At 75.8% G+C, this 15,279-nt stretch carries 14 protein-coding genes; 10 read left to right on the top strand and 4 right to left on the bottom strand.

Annotated elements, in window-relative coordinates:
* Position 1 precedes the first annotated feature (1 nt).
* The 6 genes from GA0070213_RS03690 to GA0070213_RS03665 are packed head-to-tail and all read left to right on the top strand — an operon-like array spanning position 2 to position 6,106.
* A complete protein-coding gene (locus GA0070213_RS03690) occupies positions 2-1,141 on the top strand; it encodes an NAD(P)H-binding protein (RefSeq protein ID WP_091057170.1) in 1,140 nt (379 codons plus the stop codon).
* Positions 1,138-2,301, top strand: a complete 1,164-nt coding sequence (locus tag GA0070213_RS03685; protein ID WP_091057166.1) for a Gfo/Idh/MocA family oxidoreductase — start codon at positions 1,138-1,140, stop codon at positions 2,299-2,301. The genes GA0070213_RS03690 and GA0070213_RS03685 overlap by 4 nt, the downstream gene beginning before the upstream one ends.
* Positions 2,298-3,071, top strand: coding sequence for a thioesterase II family protein (locus tag GA0070213_RS03680; protein ID WP_091057163.1), 774 nt, complete (start codon positions 2,298-2,300; stop codon positions 3,069-3,071). The genes GA0070213_RS03685 and GA0070213_RS03680 overlap by 4 nt, the downstream gene beginning before the upstream one ends.
* A complete protein-coding gene (locus GA0070213_RS03675; protein WP_091057160.1) occupies positions 3,068-3,889 on the top strand; it encodes an FAD binding domain-containing protein in 822 nt (273 codons plus the stop codon). Before GA0070213_RS03680 ends, GA0070213_RS03675 begins: the two co-directional genes overlap by 4 nt.
* On the top strand, positions 3,886-4,389 hold the full coding sequence (locus tag GA0070213_RS03670) for a (2Fe-2S)-binding protein (RefSeq protein WP_091057156.1): 504 nt from the start codon (positions 3,886-3,888) through the stop codon (positions 4,387-4,389). Before GA0070213_RS03675 ends, GA0070213_RS03670 begins: the two co-directional genes overlap by 4 nt.
* 28 nt (positions 4,390-4,417) lie before the next feature.
* Complete coding sequence (locus tag GA0070213_RS03665; RefSeq protein ID WP_091057153.1) at positions 4,418-6,106, top strand: carbamoyltransferase family protein; 1,689 nt, start codon at positions 4,418-4,420, stop codon at positions 6,104-6,106.
* A 35-nt stretch (positions 6,107-6,141) separates the two neighbouring features.
* On the opposite strand, the gene GA0070213_RS03660 is transcribed toward GA0070213_RS03665, so the two are convergent.
* Together GA0070213_RS03660 and GA0070213_RS03655 are read right to left on the bottom strand one after the other, a co-directional pair.
* Entirely contained in the window at positions 6,142-6,621 is a 480-nt protein-coding gene (locus GA0070213_RS03660; protein ID WP_091057148.1) for a VOC family protein, read from the bottom strand.
* A gap of 10 nt (positions 6,622-6,631) precedes the next feature.
* Positions 6,632-7,702, bottom strand: a complete 1,071-nt coding sequence (locus GA0070213_RS03655; RefSeq protein ID WP_091057144.1) for a methyltransferase — start codon at positions 7,700-7,702, stop codon at positions 6,632-6,634.
* A gap of 59 nt (positions 7,703-7,761) precedes the next feature.
* Between GA0070213_RS03655 and GA0070213_RS03650 the strand changes: the two genes are divergently transcribed.
* Entirely contained in the window at positions 7,762-9,198 is a 1,437-nt protein-coding gene (locus GA0070213_RS03650) for an LLM class flavin-dependent oxidoreductase (RefSeq protein ID WP_245716239.1), read from the top strand.
* Here GA0070213_RS03650 and GA0070213_RS03645 read toward each other — a convergent pair.
* Positions 9,141-10,292: an acyl-CoA dehydrogenase family protein gene (locus tag GA0070213_RS03645; RefSeq protein ID WP_091057142.1), complete on the bottom strand. Its 1,152-nt coding sequence runs from the start codon at positions 10,290-10,292 to the stop codon at positions 9,141-9,143. The genes GA0070213_RS03650 and GA0070213_RS03645 overlap by 58 nt on opposite strands.
* A 92-nt stretch (positions 10,293-10,384) precedes the next feature.
* Between GA0070213_RS03645 and GA0070213_RS03640 the strand changes: the two genes are divergently transcribed.
* From GA0070213_RS03640 to GA0070213_RS03630, 3 genes are read left to right on the top strand one after another with little or no spacing between them, the layout of a single operon-like run.
* Positions 10,385-12,106: an AMP-binding protein gene (locus tag GA0070213_RS03640; protein ID WP_091057139.1), complete on the top strand. Its 1,722-nt coding sequence runs from the start codon at positions 10,385-10,387 to the stop codon at positions 12,104-12,106.
* A 24-nt stretch (positions 12,107-12,130) separates the two neighbouring features.
* Positions 12,131-12,436, top strand: coding sequence for an acyl carrier protein (locus GA0070213_RS03635; protein ID WP_091057136.1), 306 nt, complete (start codon positions 12,131-12,133; stop codon positions 12,434-12,436).
* On the top strand, positions 12,433-13,566 hold the full coding sequence (locus GA0070213_RS03630) for a class I SAM-dependent methyltransferase (RefSeq protein ID WP_245716238.1): 1,134 nt from the start codon (positions 12,433-12,435) through the stop codon (positions 13,564-13,566). Before GA0070213_RS03635 ends, GA0070213_RS03630 begins: the two co-directional genes overlap by 4 nt.
* Positions 13,567-13,605: 39 nt before the next feature.
* Here the strand turns inward: GA0070213_RS03630 and GA0070213_RS03625 are convergent, their stop codons facing one another.
* Positions 13,606-15,198, bottom strand: a complete 1,593-nt coding sequence (locus tag GA0070213_RS03625; RefSeq protein ID WP_091057132.1) for a (2,3-dihydroxybenzoyl)adenylate synthase — start codon at positions 15,196-15,198, stop codon at positions 13,606-13,608.
* Positions 15,199-15,279 lie beyond the last annotated feature (81 nt).

Genomic DNA, 15,279 nt, shown 5'->3' with positions numbered 1-15,279 from the left:
CGTGTCCGGCACGATCGCGCTGGTGGGCGCGAGCGGTGGGGTGGGCCGGCACGCGCTGGCGCACCTGCTGGCCTGGACCGTGGACACCGTCCGCGCGGGCAGCCGCGACCCCCGGCGGGTGCCGGCCGGTGACCCGCGGGTCCAGGCCCGCCCGGTGGACCTCACCGATCGGGGCAGCCTGGATGCGTTCTGCGCGGGCTGCCACACGGTGGTCAACTGCGCCGGTCCCGCGGTCACGGTCGGCGACACGGTCGGCCGCGCCGCGGCCCGCGCCGGCGCCGCCTACGTGGACGCCGCCGGCGACGACGGGCTGTACCGGGCCGTCGCCGCGCTGCCCGGCGCCGCCGGCCGGGTCGCGGTCATCTCCGCCGGCATGATGCCGGGGCTGTCCGGGCTGCTCCCGGCGTACCTGGCCGGGCGCCTGCCGGGCGCCCGGCGGCTGACGGGCTGGGTCGGCGGGCGCGACGGTTTCAGCCCGGGCGCCGCGTGGGACTTCCTCGCGGTGGGCGAGGGCGGCTACGGCGAGCCGCTGGCCGCCTGGCGCGACGGTGCGCGACGCAGCCGGGTGCTCGCCGCGCAGGTCGGCGTGGCGGTGCCGTTCTTCGACGAACCGGTGCTGTTGCAGCCGTACCTGAGTACCGAGACCGAGCGGCTGGCCGGCCGGCTCGGCCTCACCGACGTGGACTGGTGGTCGGCGTTCGCCGGCAGCCGGGTGCCGGCCGCGCTCGCCGACGGCGCCCGGCGCGCGTCGGCCTCCCGGGCCGGGCCGGTCGGCGCGGCCGGGCTGGCCGGGCCGGCGGACCTGGCCGACGCGGTGGACGCGCTGTGCCGGGCGGCCGAGCTGGACGCGTTCGGCCGGCCCCGATACCAGGTGCTGCTCGTGGAGCTGACCGGGCCGACCGGCAGCCGGGTGCTGGCCTGCCGGGGCACCGGCGCGAACGCGCTCACCGGCGCCGCGGTGGCGCTCGGCGCGGTGGCGGCCGCCGCCGGTGACCTGCCGCCCGGCGTGCACCACCTGGCCGAGGTGGTCGACCCGACGTGGGCGGTGGACCGGCTGCGGAGCAGCCCGGCGGTCACCGCGCTGCACGTCGAGGACGGCCCGCTGGCCCGCTACGAACCGATCGAGGAGGGGGTGGCGTGAGACCGAGGGTGCTCGTCGCCGGTACCAAGTTCGGCCAGGTCTACCTGCAGGCCTTCCGGCAGCCCGACTTCCCGTTCGAGCTGGCCGGGATCCTGGCCGGCGGCAGCGCCCGCTCGGTGGCGTGCGCCCGGCACTACGGGGTGCCGCTGTTCACCGACGTGACGCAGGTGCCCGAGGACGTGCGGCTGGCCTGCGTGGTGATCCGCGGCGGCCTGCTCGGCGGGCCCGGCGGCGAGGTGGCCCGCGCGTTGATGGAACGCGGCCTGCACGTGTTGCAGGAACATCCGCTGCACCACGACGAGCTGGTCGAGTGCCTGCGCACCGCCGGCCGGGCCGGGGTGGTCTACCACCTCAACTCGTTCTACGTGCACACCGCGCCGGTGCGCCGGTTCGTCGCCGCGGCCCGCGCCCTGCTGGCCCGCCGCCCGGCCCGCTACGTCGACGCGGCGTGCGGCTTCCAGGTCGCGTACGCGCTGCTGGACATCCTCGGCCAGGCGCTCGGCGGGGTCCGCCCGTGGGGCCTGGCCGCTCCGGCGGAGCTGCCCGAGCAGGTACGCCGGCTGTCCCCGGTGGACGTGCCGTTCCGCAGCGTCGACGGGGTGCTCGCCGGGGTGCCGCTGACCCTGCGGGTGCAGAACCAGATGGACCCGGCGGACCCGGACAACTACGCGCACCTGCTGCACCGGGTGACCATCGGCACCGAGGCCGGCAACCTGACCCTGCTCGGCACGCACGGGCCGACAGTGTGGAGTCCTCGGCCCGACTTCCCGCAGCAGGTGCAGGACCGGGCGGTGGGCCGCCCACACTTCGCCGGCTCCGGCGGTGACGATCCGGACCACCTGGACGTGCCGAGCGCACAGCCGCTGGACGACCCGACCGCGCCCAGCTACCGCGACGTGTTCGAGCGGGTCTGGCCGGCCGGCGTGGGGCACGCGCTGGGCGAGCTGCACCGCGCCGCGCAGGCCGGGGAGAAGCCGGTGCGGCACGGCCAGTACCACCTCACCCTGTGCCGGCTGTGGCAGGACGTCACGGCGCGGCTCGGGCCGCCCGAGCTGCTGCACTCCACGCCGCCGCGGATGCTGCTGCCCGCCGACGTCGCGGAGCTCGCCGACGCCGCCGCCCGGGCGGTCGAGCCGGAGCCGATCGGGGCGCGCCGGTGACCGCCGCGCGGACCTGGCTGCGCTGCCCCCGGCCGCTGCGCTGGCCGGCGCTGCGCCTGGTCTGCTTCCCGCACGCCGGCGGCAACGCCGCGTTCTACCGGCCCTGGGCGGGGCACCTGCCCGACGACGTCGAACTGCACGGCGTGCAGTACCCGGGCCGGATGGACCGCACCGGGGAACCGTTCGCCGCCGACCTGCCGAGCCTGGCCGCCGGGGTGGTGTCGGCGCTGCGCGCGCTGCCGGGTGACGTCCCGGTGGTCCTGTTCGGGCACAGCCTCGGCGCGTCGGTGGCGTACGAGACGGCACGCCGGCTGGACGGCCCGGGCGGCGGGCTGCGGGCACTGGTGGTCTCCGGCCGCCCGGCGCCGGACCGGCTGCGTGACACCAGCGTGCACCTGGCCGACGACGACACGCTCTGGGCCGAGACCGGCCGTCTCGGCGGGACCGGTCGGGAGACGCTGGAGCACGACGGGGTGAAGGCGGTGGCCCTGCCGGTGCTGCGCGCCGACTACCGGATCGCCGAGACGTGGCGGCCGGAGCCACCGCTGCCGTTGCGCGCGCCGGTGCTGGCCTGCATCGGCGCGGACGACAGCGAGGTGACCGCGGACGAGGCGACCGCCTGGGCCGGCCGGACCCGGGGCCGGTTCACCCTGCACACCTTCGGAGGCGGGCACTTCTACCTGCTCGCCCACCGCCACCAACTGGTCGAGACGATCCTGCGCGCCACGCACCGCAGCCCGGTGCCCACCTGGTCGGCGGCGGGCCCGTGATCCCGGCGCACCTGCGCTACCACCGCGCCGGCGACCTCACCGAGGCGCTGCGGCTGCGGCGCGAGCACGGCGACCTGCTGCGGCCGCTGGCCGGCGGGCAGTCCCTGCTGCCGGCGCTGAAGCTGCGCCGCGACGCCGTCGACACGCTGCTGGACCTGGGCCGGCTCACCGAGCTGTCCTACGTGGCCGCGCGGGGCGACCACCTCGCGATCGGCGCGCTGACCCGCTACCACCTGCTGCTCGCCGACCCGCTCGTCGCGCGGCACGCGCCGATCCTGGCGACGGCCGCCGCGTCGGTCGGCGACCCGCAGGTCCGCCACGCCGGCACGGTCGGCGGCGCGCTGGCCCAGGCCGACCCGGCCGCGGACCTGCCGACCGCCCTGGTCGCGCTGGCCGCGACCGCGGTCCTGACCAGCGTGGACGGTGCCCGGCTGGTGCCCGTCGCCGAGCTGGCCGTCGCGCCGGGCGTCACCGTGTGCCGGCCCGACGAACTGCTCACCGAGGTGCGGGTGCCGCTGCCCGGCCCACGCCGATGGAGCTACCGCACGTTCGCCCGACCGGCGCTGGAGTGGTCCCTGGTGGCCGTCGCGGTGGCCGACGGCCGGGTCGCGCTGGCCGGCATGGACCGGACGATCCGGCGCGCCACGGCCGTCGAGACGGCGCTCGCCGAGGGCGCGTCGGCGACGGCCGCGGCGGCGTACGCGGACCGCGACTGCGAACCGGCCGACGACGTGCGCGGCTCCGCCGACTACCGCCGGCACCTGAGCCGGGTGCTGGTCGCCCGGGCCCTCGCCGACGCCGTGGAGGAGCGACGATGACCATCGACACCCGACCCGGCGCCGCGACGGTCACGGTCACGGTCACCGTCAACGGCCGCCCGCAACGCCGGGAGGTGCCGGCCCGCACCCTGCTGGTCCACCTGATCCGGGAGGAGCTGGCGCTGACCGGCGCCACCGTCGGCTGCGACACCTCCTCCTGCGGCGCCTGCACCGTCCTGCTGGACGGGCGGTCGGCCAAGTCGTGCACGCTGCTCGCCGCGCAGGCCGACGGCGCCGAGATCGGCACCGTCGAGGGGCTGGCCGACGGCGACCGGCTGCACCCGGTGCAGGAGGCGTTCCGCGAGCACCACGCGTTGCAGTGCGGCTTCTGCACACCCGGCATGGTGCTCGCGGCGGTGAGCCTGCTCGCCGAGCACCCGGGCCCGCTGACCGAGCAGGAGGTGCGGCACGGGCTGAAGGGCAACCTGTGCCGCTGCACCGGCTACCACAACATCGTCCGCGCCGTGCTCGCCGTCGACGCGGCCCGCCACGCCGGGTGAACGGCAGAAACCGGAAGGGAGGCCGACGATGTCGGCACGCTACGTACTCGGGGTGAACATCGGCTTCCACGACTCCAGCGCGGCGCTGCTGCGCGACGGCGCGCTCTGCTCGCTCGTCGAGCAGGAGCGCGTCAGCCGGCGCAAGCACGCGGTGGGGCAGCCGCCCGCCGAGGCGGTCGCCGCCTGCCTGGCGATGGCCGGCATCGGCCCGGCGGAGGTGGACACCGTGGCGATCGGCTGGGACTTCCGGCAGATCCCGCTGGGCCGCAACCGCCGGTTCACCACCGAAGGGCTGCGGGCGATGCTCTTTCCCGACCAGGAGGACCTGGTCATGCCGGCGGTGCGCTGGGTGCCGCACCACGTGGCGCACGCGGCCAGCGCGGCGTTCAGCTGCGACGCCGACGAGGCCGCGGTGCTCGTCGTCGACGGCGCCGGCGAGACCCAGTCGACGTCGATCGGCCGCTTCGCCGACGGCGAGGTGGAGATCCTGCGGGAGTGGCCGGTCGAGGAGTCGCTGGGCTTCTACTACAACGCCGCCGCCGAGTGGGCCGGGCTGGGCTACTGGGGCACCGGAAAGCTGATGGGCCTCGCCGCGTACGGGCGGCCCGCGCCGGGCGCGCCGGTACGCGCCGTGCCGGGCGGGTACGAGCTGGTCCGGGCGCCCGCCGCGCAGGTGCCGGCCCGGCGCATCGCGTCGCTCGGCCCGCTGATGGCCTACTACCCGGCGGTGGCCGAGTCGCTGCGCCCGGGCTTCGGCGCGTTCTTCCCGTACGCACCGCGCGAGGCCGAGGAGCCGATCGCGTACGCCGACTTCGCCGCCACCGTGCAGCAGGGGCTGGAGGAGGCGGTGCTGTCGCTGGCCACCGAGCTGCGCCGGCGGGTGGACACGCCGGTGCTGGCGCTGGCCGGCGGCGTGGCGATGAACTGCACCATGGTCGGGGTGCTGGTGCGCAGCGGCCTGTTCGACCGGGTCTACGTGCCGCCGGTGCCCACCGACGCCGGGGTGTCGCTGGGCGCCGCGCTGGTCTCCGCGCGCGAGTGCGGGTCGTTCACCCCCACCCGCATCGACCACGCGTACTGGGGGCGGCCGGTCACCACCCAGGCGGGGGAGGCGGCCGCCGCCCACGCCGGCCTGCCGTACCGCCGCCTCGGCGACGAGGCGCTGGCCCGGTTCGTGGCCGGCGAGATCGCCCGGGGGCGCATCGTCGGCTGGGCCAGAGGACGCGGTGAGATCGGGCAGCGCGCGTTGGGCGCCCGCAGCCTGCTCGCCGACCCGCGCGACCGGCGCAGCCTGGAGCGGCTCAACGTGGTGAAGGGCCGGGAGATGTGGCGGCCGGTGGCGCCGAGCATGCTCGCCGAGCACGCGCACGAGCTGATCGAGGGCCGGCTCGACGACCCGTCGAGGTTCATGCTGGCCGCCGCGTCGGTGCGCCCGGACGCCCGCCGGCGGATTCCGGCGGTGACGCACGTGGACGGCTCGGCGCGCCCGCAGACGGTGCACCGCGACACCAACCCCGGCTACTGGGCGCTGATCGAGCAGTTCCGGCAGCTCACCGGCGTGCCAGCGGTGGTCAACACGTCGTTCAACCTGGCCGGAGACCCGATCGTCGACTCGGCCGCCGACGCGGTGGACACGTTCACCCGGGCCAAGGAGATCGACCTGCTGGTGCTCGGCGACACGGTGGTGACCCGCGGCGAGGACGAGCTGCCGGCCTGACCGGGCGGGGCGGGCCGGGAGACCCGGCCCGCCGGTCAGGCACCGGTGCGCCGCCGCTCGCGTCGCCACACCTGCCGCAGCCGGTCGACGAAGAAGTCACGGTTGACCCAGTAGAACTCCAGCCAGATGTGGTCCGGGTCGCGCAGCCAGATCTGCGAGCCCGCCTCGTGCCTGGAGGTGGTGACGCCGGAGTGCGGCACGCCGAGGCCGTCCAGGTGGGCGGCCCAGTCGTCGAGGTCGCCCCGCTCCGGCACGTGGTAGGCGAGATGGTGCAGGCCGGGGCGGCGCTCGTCGAAGCGGTCCGGCACGGCCGGGTCGCCGGGCGGTTCGGCCCGGCCGAGCACCACCGAGGCGAACGAACCGGGGTGCACCAGGGTGCGGAACCGGAACCCGGACTCGGGCGGGGTGACGTCGTTGACCACCACCATCTCGAAGACCGCCTGGTAGAACTCCGTGCTGCGGTCGAGGTCGACGACGGTGAGGTTGATGTGGTTGCGGCCGTCCAGGCGGGGCATCGGATCCTCCTCATCCGGCCCGACCGGCGGAGCCGGCGGCGACCGGGGCGTCGTCGACGGGCGGGCCGGCCGGCACCGCCTCCAGGACGGACATCGACGACGTCGGGGTGATCCGGGCGAGCCGGAAGCCGGCGTCGGCGAGCAGCGCGCGGAACTCGTCAGCGGTGCGGGTGTGCCCGCCGAAGAGCGCCAGCGCCTTGACGTCCATCACCTTGCCGGTGTCGTCGTGGTTGCCGTAGCGGCTGACGGACTCCACGATGACCACCCGGCTGTCCGGCCGGACGGCGGCACGCACGGAGCGCAGGATCGCGGCGGCCTGCGCGTCGGGCCAGTCGTGGATGATGGTCTTGAGCAGGTAGACGTCGGCGCCGTCGGGCAGCGGGTCGAAGAAGGAACCGCCGCGGATCTCGGCCCGGTCCGCGACGCCGGCACGGGCCAGGACGGCCGGCGCCTCGGCCACCACGTGCGGCAGGTCGACCAGGACCGCGCGCAGCCCCCGGTGGCGGGCGAGCAGCCCGGCGGCGAAGGTGCCGTGCCCGCTGCCCACGTCCACGAGGGTGGCGTCGTCGGCGAGGTCGAGCACGGGCGCCACGGTGCGCAGCACGAACGGGTTGACGCTCTCCGCCGAGCGCTCGAACCGGACGCACTCGTAGGGGTGGTCGGCGAAGTGGTCGTAGTAGCGGGCGCCGTCGTGGACGTGACCGAATGCGGTCTCGCCGGTGCGGATGCTGTGGGTCAGCCGCGCCCACGAGTAGATGTCCGGCGGCATGAGCGGGAAGCACTCCCGCACCGAGAAGGGGTGGTCGCTGCGCAGCGGCTCGGCGAGCGGGGTGAGCCCGAAGACCTCGGGCTCGGTCTCGGTGAAGATGCCGCGCCCGGCCAGGGCGCGCAGCCCCCGGGTCAGCGCGCCGGGGTCCGCGCCGACGCGGTCGGCCAGCTCGGCGACCGGCAGCGGGCCGGCGATGAGCTGGTCGGCGACGGCGAGGTCGCACATGACCCGGATGGTGAACGGGACGATGTAGTCGGCCAGCTCGGTGAGCCGGGTGACCGAGGCGAGGTCGATGCGGGGCGTCACGGGCATGACGACACCGTATCCGCTCGGCCGTTGCCATACCAGATACGATGCGAGATGCTTGATACGTGCATCTGAATCTGTTCACCCAGTGCTCGCCGTCCCCGCAGTTCAAGGGCTTCTGGCGGCATCCCGCCGACCGCAGCGCCACCGGCTACCGCGACCTCGGCTACTGGGTGGACCTCGGCCGCAGGCTGGAGGCCGCCTGCCTGGACGCGCTCTTCTTCGCCGACGTGCACGGCGTCTACGACGTCTACCGGGGCGACTGGCGGGCGGCGGTACGGCACGCGGTGCAGATCCCCTCGATCGACCCGCTGCTGGTGTTGCCCGCCATCGCGGCCACCACCTCCCGGCTCGGCCTGGCAGTCACCTACTCGACCACCTACCACGCCCCGTACGAGTGCGCGCGGGTGTTCAGCTCGCTGGACCACCTCACCGGCGGTCGGGTCGCCTGGAACATCGTCACCTCGTACCTCCGCTCGGCCTCGGCCAACGGGCTGGGCGAGCACCTCGACCACGACGAGCGCTACGACCGGGCCGACGAGTACGTCGAGGTCGCCCGCCGGCTGTGGGAGGAGAGCTGGGACGACGGCGCGGTGGTGCGCGACGCCGCCGCGAACGTGTTCACCGACCCGGACCGGGTGCGCCAGATCGACCACCGGGGACCGTGGTTCGACGTGCGCGGGCCGCACCAGTGCGAGCCGTCGCCGCAGCGCACGCCGGTGCTCTACCAGGCCGGCGCGTCCGGCCGAGGGCTGACGTTCGCCGCCCGGCACGCCGAGGTGGTGTTCCTGACCATGGCCGAGCCGGCCGACGGCGCGCCGCAGGTGGCGAAGCTGCGCTCGACGGTCGCCGCGCACGGGCGCGACCCGCGCTCGGTCAAGGCGTTGCAGGGCAGCATGGTGATGGTGGCGCCGACCCGGCAGGAGGCCCGCCGCCGCGCCGAGGAGTACGTGGCGCTGTGGAGCGGGGAGGGCCAGCTGGCCAAGTGGTGCGGCTGGATGGACGTCGACCTGGGCGCGTACCCGGACGAGACGCCGGTGGGCGAGATCGCCGGGCAGGGCAGCCACAGCTTCCTGGGCTTCCTGCGCCGGCTCGGCCCGGAGCGCGACTGGACCGTCGGCGACGTGCGCTACCTGGTGGCGACCGCGCGCCGGCCGCGCACCAACGCGCCGGTCACCCTGTTCGGCACCGTGGAGCAGGTGGCCGACCGGATGGAGCAGTGGCTGGAGGTCGCCGACGTGGACGGCTTCAACCTCATTCCCTGCCCGACCACCCAGGGCATCGCCGACATCTGCGACCTGCTGGTGCCGGAGCTGCAGCGTCGCGGGCTGTTCCGCACCGCGTACGACCCGGCGGAGCGGACCCTGCGGGAGCGGTACTTCGGCGCGGGCGCGCCGGTGCCGCCGCGGGTGCCGGCGTCGGCGCCCGCGGCGGTCCGAGGCGCTCAGAACATCGTGGTGTCGACCGGCGCGCCGGCCAGCAACGCGCCGACCGTGGCGTAGCTGTCGCGGCCGTTGACGAAGTGCTGGGTGGCGGTGTTGATGTCGCGCAGCCGGCGTTGCAGCGGCGAGCCGTCGAACACCGTCGACGCGCCGGCCAGCGCGTACGCCGCCTGCACGGCCTGGTGGGCGACGGCGGTGACCTGCGCGGCGGTGGCCCGCAGGCAGGCCCGGTCGAGCGGGCTGAGCACCTCGCCCCGGCGGGCGGTCTCCCAGGCGGTCTCGGCCTCGGCGTGCAGCAGCGCGCGGGCCGCGCGCAGCGCCACGTGGGCCTCGCCGAGCCGGTCGTGGAAGACGGGGGAGTCGGCGAGCGAGCGGGTGCTGAACGTGCGCCGGCGGCCGGCGGCGGCCTGGGCGGCGGCGTCGCCCACCGCGCCCTGGGCGATGCCGAGGTCGACAGCGGCGATGAGCAGCCCGGCCTGGGCGATCCGGAACACCGTGCGGTGCACCTCGTCGCCGCCGCCGACCAGGCTGAAGCCGCGGTGCTCCGGACACGTCCGGGCGGCGGCCCGGACGTCCAGGCTGGCGGTGCCGCGCAGGCCGAGCACCTGCCAGGTGTCGACCAGCTCCAGCTCGGCGGCGGGGAAGAGCACCATCCGGGTCAGCGGCGCGCCGTTGGGCAGGGTGCGCGGGGTGCGCCCGTCGAGCACGAGGCAGTTCAGGTAGATCCAGCTGGCCTGCGGCGCGCCGGTGACGAACGGCCACCTGCCGTTGACCTGCCAGCCGCCCGCGCCGTCCGGCGCGGCCCGACCCTTGGGCGCGACCGCGCCGGCGCCGAGCACGTCCGGACCGTCGGCGTAGATCTCCCGCCGGGCGGCCTCGGGGAAGCAGGCGAACAGCAGGTGCGCCAGCCCGACCTGGCCGACCAGCCAGCCGGTGGACGAGTCGGCGACGGAGAGCTGTTCGACCACCCGCAACGCCTCGACCAGCGGCAGGTCGGCGCCGCCGTGCGCGGCGGGCACCAGCATGCGCAGGCAGCCGGCCGCGGCGAGGCCGCTGATGACGTCGTCCGGGATCCGGCCGGTGCGGTCGATCTCCGGCGCCCGTTCCGCCAGGTCGGGGAGCAGGCCGTCGACCCGGGGCAGCGTACTGGTCACGAACGCACTCTATCGGCTCACTCGTATCTTGTTTAGCCTTGTATCTGCTATCAATCTCAGATACATGTACTGAGGGAGGAGGTGACGGGTCGATGACCGCAGGCACCACGACGGGCTCACCGTTGCTGAGCTGGCTGGAGCACCCCCGCGCGGACCGGGGGGTGCACTTCGCCGCCACCGGCGACGACTGGGACTTCCGCTCCTACGCCGAACTCGCCGACCGCACCCGGGCCGTCCTCGCCGGCCTGCGCGCCTCCGGGGTGGGTCCGGGCGACGTGGTCTCCGTCGTCGAGCCGGCCGGGCCGGACTTCGTGGCCACGCTGTTCGCCGCGATGGCCGCCGGGGCGGCGCCCTCGCCGATCGCCCCGCCACTGACCTTTCAGGACCGCGACGTCTACCGCGAGCACGTGCTCGGGCTGCTGCGCGCCGCCGCGCCCAAGGTGCTGGTCTGCGCCCAGCGGCTCACCGCGACGATCGGGCCGCTGGCCGCGACCGCCGGCGTGCCCCGGGTGCTCACCGCCGAGGAGCTGGTCTCCGCCGGCGGCGACGCCCGGGGCGCGGTCACCGAGGCCGGGCCGCTGGCCTTGCTCCAGTTCACCTCCGGCTCCAGCGGTCGCGCCCGCGGCGTCCGGGTACCGCACGCCGCGCTCGCCGCCAACGTCGCGGCGATCCGGACGTGGCTGGCCATGACCCCCGACGACCCGACCGCCTCGTGGCTGCCGGTGCACCACGACATGGGCCTGATCGGCTGCCTGGTGACCCCGGTGGTCAACACCAGCGACCTGTGGTTGATGCCGTCCGAGGAGTTCGTCCGCGACCCGGCCCGCTACCTGCGCTGCTTCGGCCGGCACGGCGCGCGGCTGACCTCGATGCCGAACTTCGGGCTGGAGTACGTCGCCCGGCGGGTCCGTCCGGCCGCGCTGGACGGCATGGACTTCTCCGCCTGGCGGGCGGTGATCGTCGGCGCCGAGCGCATCGACGTCGACGCGCTGCGCCGCTTCTGCGACCTGCTCGCACCGCACGGCTTCGACCCGCGGGCGCTGCTGCCCGCGTACGGTCTGGCCGAGGCGACCCTCGCGGTGACCGGGCTGCCGCTGGACGAGCTGCACACCGCCGTCGGCCTGCGCACCGACCGGCTGCGCCCGGGCGCGCGGGTGGTGGCGGGTCCCGACGAGCCCACCGGCGACGAGCCGACGCAGCCGGTGGTCGGCTGCGGCCGGCCGCTGGCCGGGGTCCAGGTGCGCATCCTGGACGGCGACGGGACGCCGGTGCCCGAGGGCGTGGTCGGCGAGATCGAGGTGCGCGGCCCGTCGGTCGCCCAGGGGTACGTCACCGACGGCGAGTCGGCGTCGCAGACCGCGCTGGCCGACGGCGTGCTGCGCACCGCCGACGCCGGTTTCCTGCACGAGGGCCAACTGCACGTGCTCGGCCGCCTCGGCGACAGCATGAAGGTGCGCGGCCGGGCGGTCTTCGCCGAGGACCTCGAATGGGCGGTCTGCCGCCCGGGGGTGCCGGCGCAGCGGATGGCCGCCCTGCTGGGGCACCGGGCCGGCGCGGCGACCGTGGTCGCCGTCTTCGAGCAGGCACGCCCCGAGTGGCTGGCGCAGGCGTCGCAGGAGCTGCGCCGGCGGGCGGAGGGCGCGCAGGTGGTCATCGTGGACGCCCCGCGCGGCACGATCGCCCGCACCTCCAGCGGCAAACCCCGGCGACGCCAGATGTGGCAGGCGTTCGTCGACGACCGGTTGCCCGGCACCGTGGTCACCCCGACCGCCGGGCAGCGGCAGCAGACCACCGAACACACGACGGCGTCCTGAGGGATGTCCGGACAGGAGGCGGCAATGACCGAGGCGACCAGGTCGACCCCGACCGAGGTGCGTACCGAGGAGGACGTCCGTGAGTCGGTGACGGCGATCGTCACCGAACTGGCACCGAACCCGGAGCAGATCGAGGGCGCCGGCGACTCGCGGCTGGTCGAGGATCTCGGCTTCCACTCGCTGGCCCTGCTGGAGCTGGCGTTCACGCTGGAGGACGAGTTCGAGCTGCCGCCGATCGACGAGACGACGGCCCGCAAGATCGTCACGATCGACGCGGTCGTCGAGCACGTCACCGGGATCCTGCGCGAGCGCGGCGAGATGGCCAGTTGACCATCCGCACCGGGCCCGCCCCGGGGCCGGCGGCGCCCGGTGCGCCGGCCGACGGGCCGCAGCGCCGCGCCCGGGCGTTGTCGCTGCGGCTGTTCCTGGCCATGTTGCACACCCAGGAGCTGCTCGCCGGCTATCTGGGCACCAAGCTGGGACTCTACGAGGCGTTGCACCGGGGCCCGGCCGACGTGACCGAGCTGTGCGCGCGTGCCGGGATCGCCCCCCGGTACGCGCGGGAGTGGCTGGAGCAGCAGGCGGTGGCCGGCTTCCTCGACGTGGACGACGTGACCGCGCCACCGGAGCGGCGGGTCTACCGGCTGCCGGAGGGGCACGCCGAGGTGCTGCTCGCCTCGGACAGCCCGCTGTCGCTGGTGTCGCTGACCATGCTGCCGCTGGGCGGGGTGGCCGGCGCGCTGCCGGCGCTGCTGGAGGCGTACCGCACCGGGGCGGGCGTGCCGGACGAGGTGTTCGGCGACGACTGGCGCCACGGGCACTCCGGTGCCAACCGGGCCCTGTTCACCCACGCGCTGCCCGGCTGGCTCGCCGCGTTCCTGCCGGAACTCCACGACCGGCTCACCGCCGGGCCGAGCCGGATCGCCGACGTCGGCTGCGGGGCGGGTTGGGCGGGCGTCGCGCTGGCCCGCGCGTACCCGCTCGCCGAGGTCGACGGCTTCGACCTGGACGCGCCGACGCTGGCCGCGGCGGCGGAGCACGCCGCGGCGGCCCAGGTGGCCGACCGGGTCCGGTTCCATCGCCGCGACGCCGCCGAGGCGGAGCCGGCCGGCGGCTACGACCTGGTCTGCGTCTTCGACGCGTTGCACGAGATGAGCCGGCCGGTGCCGGTGCTGCGGGCCTGCCGCCGGCTGCGCGGGCCGGACGGCGCGGTGCTGGTGCTCGACGCCAAGGTGGCACACCGGTTCGTCGCGCCCGGCGACGAGGTGGAGCGGTTCCAGTACGCCACCAGCGTGCTGCACTGCCTGCCGGCCGGTCTGGCCGGGCCGGACTCGTCGGCCACCGGGACCGCGCTGCGCCCGGCCCAGGTGCGACGGTTCGCCACCGACGCCGGGTTCGCCGACATGCAGATCGTGCCGGTGGACGACCGCTTCCACCGGCTCTACCACCTCACCGGCTGAGCGCCGCGGGGCCGCCGGACGCGCCGGTGGCCCCGCGGTTCAGGCCGTCAGCTCCGCGGCGAGCGCGCGCTTGTCCACCTTGCCCACCCCGGTGTACGGCAGCGCCGCGCGCACCTGCAGCCGGTCGGGCAGCTTGTAGCCGGCCAGGCCGCGTCCGGTGAGGAACTCCCGCAGCTCGGCCAGCGTCGGCGCGCCCTCGTGCGGCACCACCACCGCGCAGGTCTTCTCGCCGAGCACCCGGTCGGGCACGGGGAGCACCGCCACCTCGCGCACGCCCGGGTGGGCGAGCAGGTGCTCCTCCACCTCGCCGGCCGGGACCTTCTCCCCGCCCCGGTTCACCACCTCCTTGATCCGGCCGACCACGACCAGCTCGCCGGTCGGCGTCCACCGGACCAGGTCGCCGGTGCGCAGCAGGCCGTCCGGGGTGAACGCGTGGGCGTTGTAGTCGGCGGCCCGGTAGTAGCCGCGCAGCGTGGTGGGTCCGCCGACGACCAGCTCGCCCACCTCGCCGGCGGGGACCGGCTCGCCGGTGTCGTCGACCACCCGGAACTCGTCGGCGGCCGACAGCGGCCGGCCCTGGGTGTGCGCGGCCCGCTCCGGCGGGTCGTCGGGACGGGTGCAGGCGATCGGGCCCTCGGCCATGCCGAAGAAGTGGGTCAGCCGGATGCCCAGCTCGGCCACCGCCCGGTCGGCGACCTCGGGGCTCAGGTTGGCGCCGCCGACCTCGACCACCAGGCCGGAGAGGTCGGCGCCCAGCACGGGCGCGAGGTCGGTCCAGAGCGGCAGGAACGCCGGCATCAGCGTGGTCAACGTGACCTTCTCGCGGGCGACCAGCCGGAACGCCTCGTCGGGGCTGGGACTGCCGGCCAGCACCGCGGTGCCGCCGGCGCGCAACGCGCCGAGCACGCCCGGGCAGCCGAACGCCGCGTTGTGCGCGGCCGGCAGCGCCGCCAGGTAGACGCCGTCGGCGCCGAAACCCATCGCCGCCGCGGTCGCCCGCAACTGGTACGCGTAGTCGTCGTGGGTGCGCGGGATCAGCTTCGGCACGCCCGTCGACCCGCCGGAGAGCAGGAAGAACGCCACGTCGCCCGGGTCCGGGCGGGGCAGCGGCACCGGGTCGGCGTCCACCTGCGCCAGCGCGGTGAACTCGCCGGGGTCGCCGACGACGAACACCTCCCGCAGCGACGGCGTCTCGGCGCGCACGTCGGCGGCCAGCTTGCGCAGGTCGAAGCCCTGCGTCTGGTCGACGGTCAGGTAGGCCACCGCCTCGGTGTGCGCGCACAGGTGGCCGATCTCGGCGCGCCGGTGCGCGGGCAGCGCCAGCACCGGCAGCGCGCCGAGGCGGAACAGCGCCAGGCACACCACCACGAACTCGACCGAGTTCGGCAGCTGGACGACCACCCGGTCGTGCCGGCCGATGCCGCGCTCGCGCAGGCCGGCGGCGAGCCGGTCGGCCCGCCGGTCCAGCTCGCCGTAGCCGACCCGCCGCTCGCCGGCGACCAGCGCGGTCCGCTGCGGATCGGAGCGGGCCAGGTCCCGGCCCAGGTCGCCGAGGACCTCGCCACGCCAGTAGCCCTCGGCGCGGTAGCGCGCGGCGAGGTCCTCGGGCCAGCCCACACAACCGTCGAGCATCGAAGCCTCCCGGGACGACGGTGACAGCGATCCCTCCACAAGCTAGTGTGCACATACACGAGATACAAGACACGCGATAGG

Source organism: Micromonospora humi, from assembly GCF_900090105.1.
GTDB classification, from domain to species: Bacteria; Actinomycetota; Actinomycetes; order Mycobacteriales; family Micromonosporaceae; genus Micromonospora; species Micromonospora humi.
Note: the sequence above shows the minus strand (reverse complement) of the source record. Positions and strands in the feature narration are given on the sequence as shown.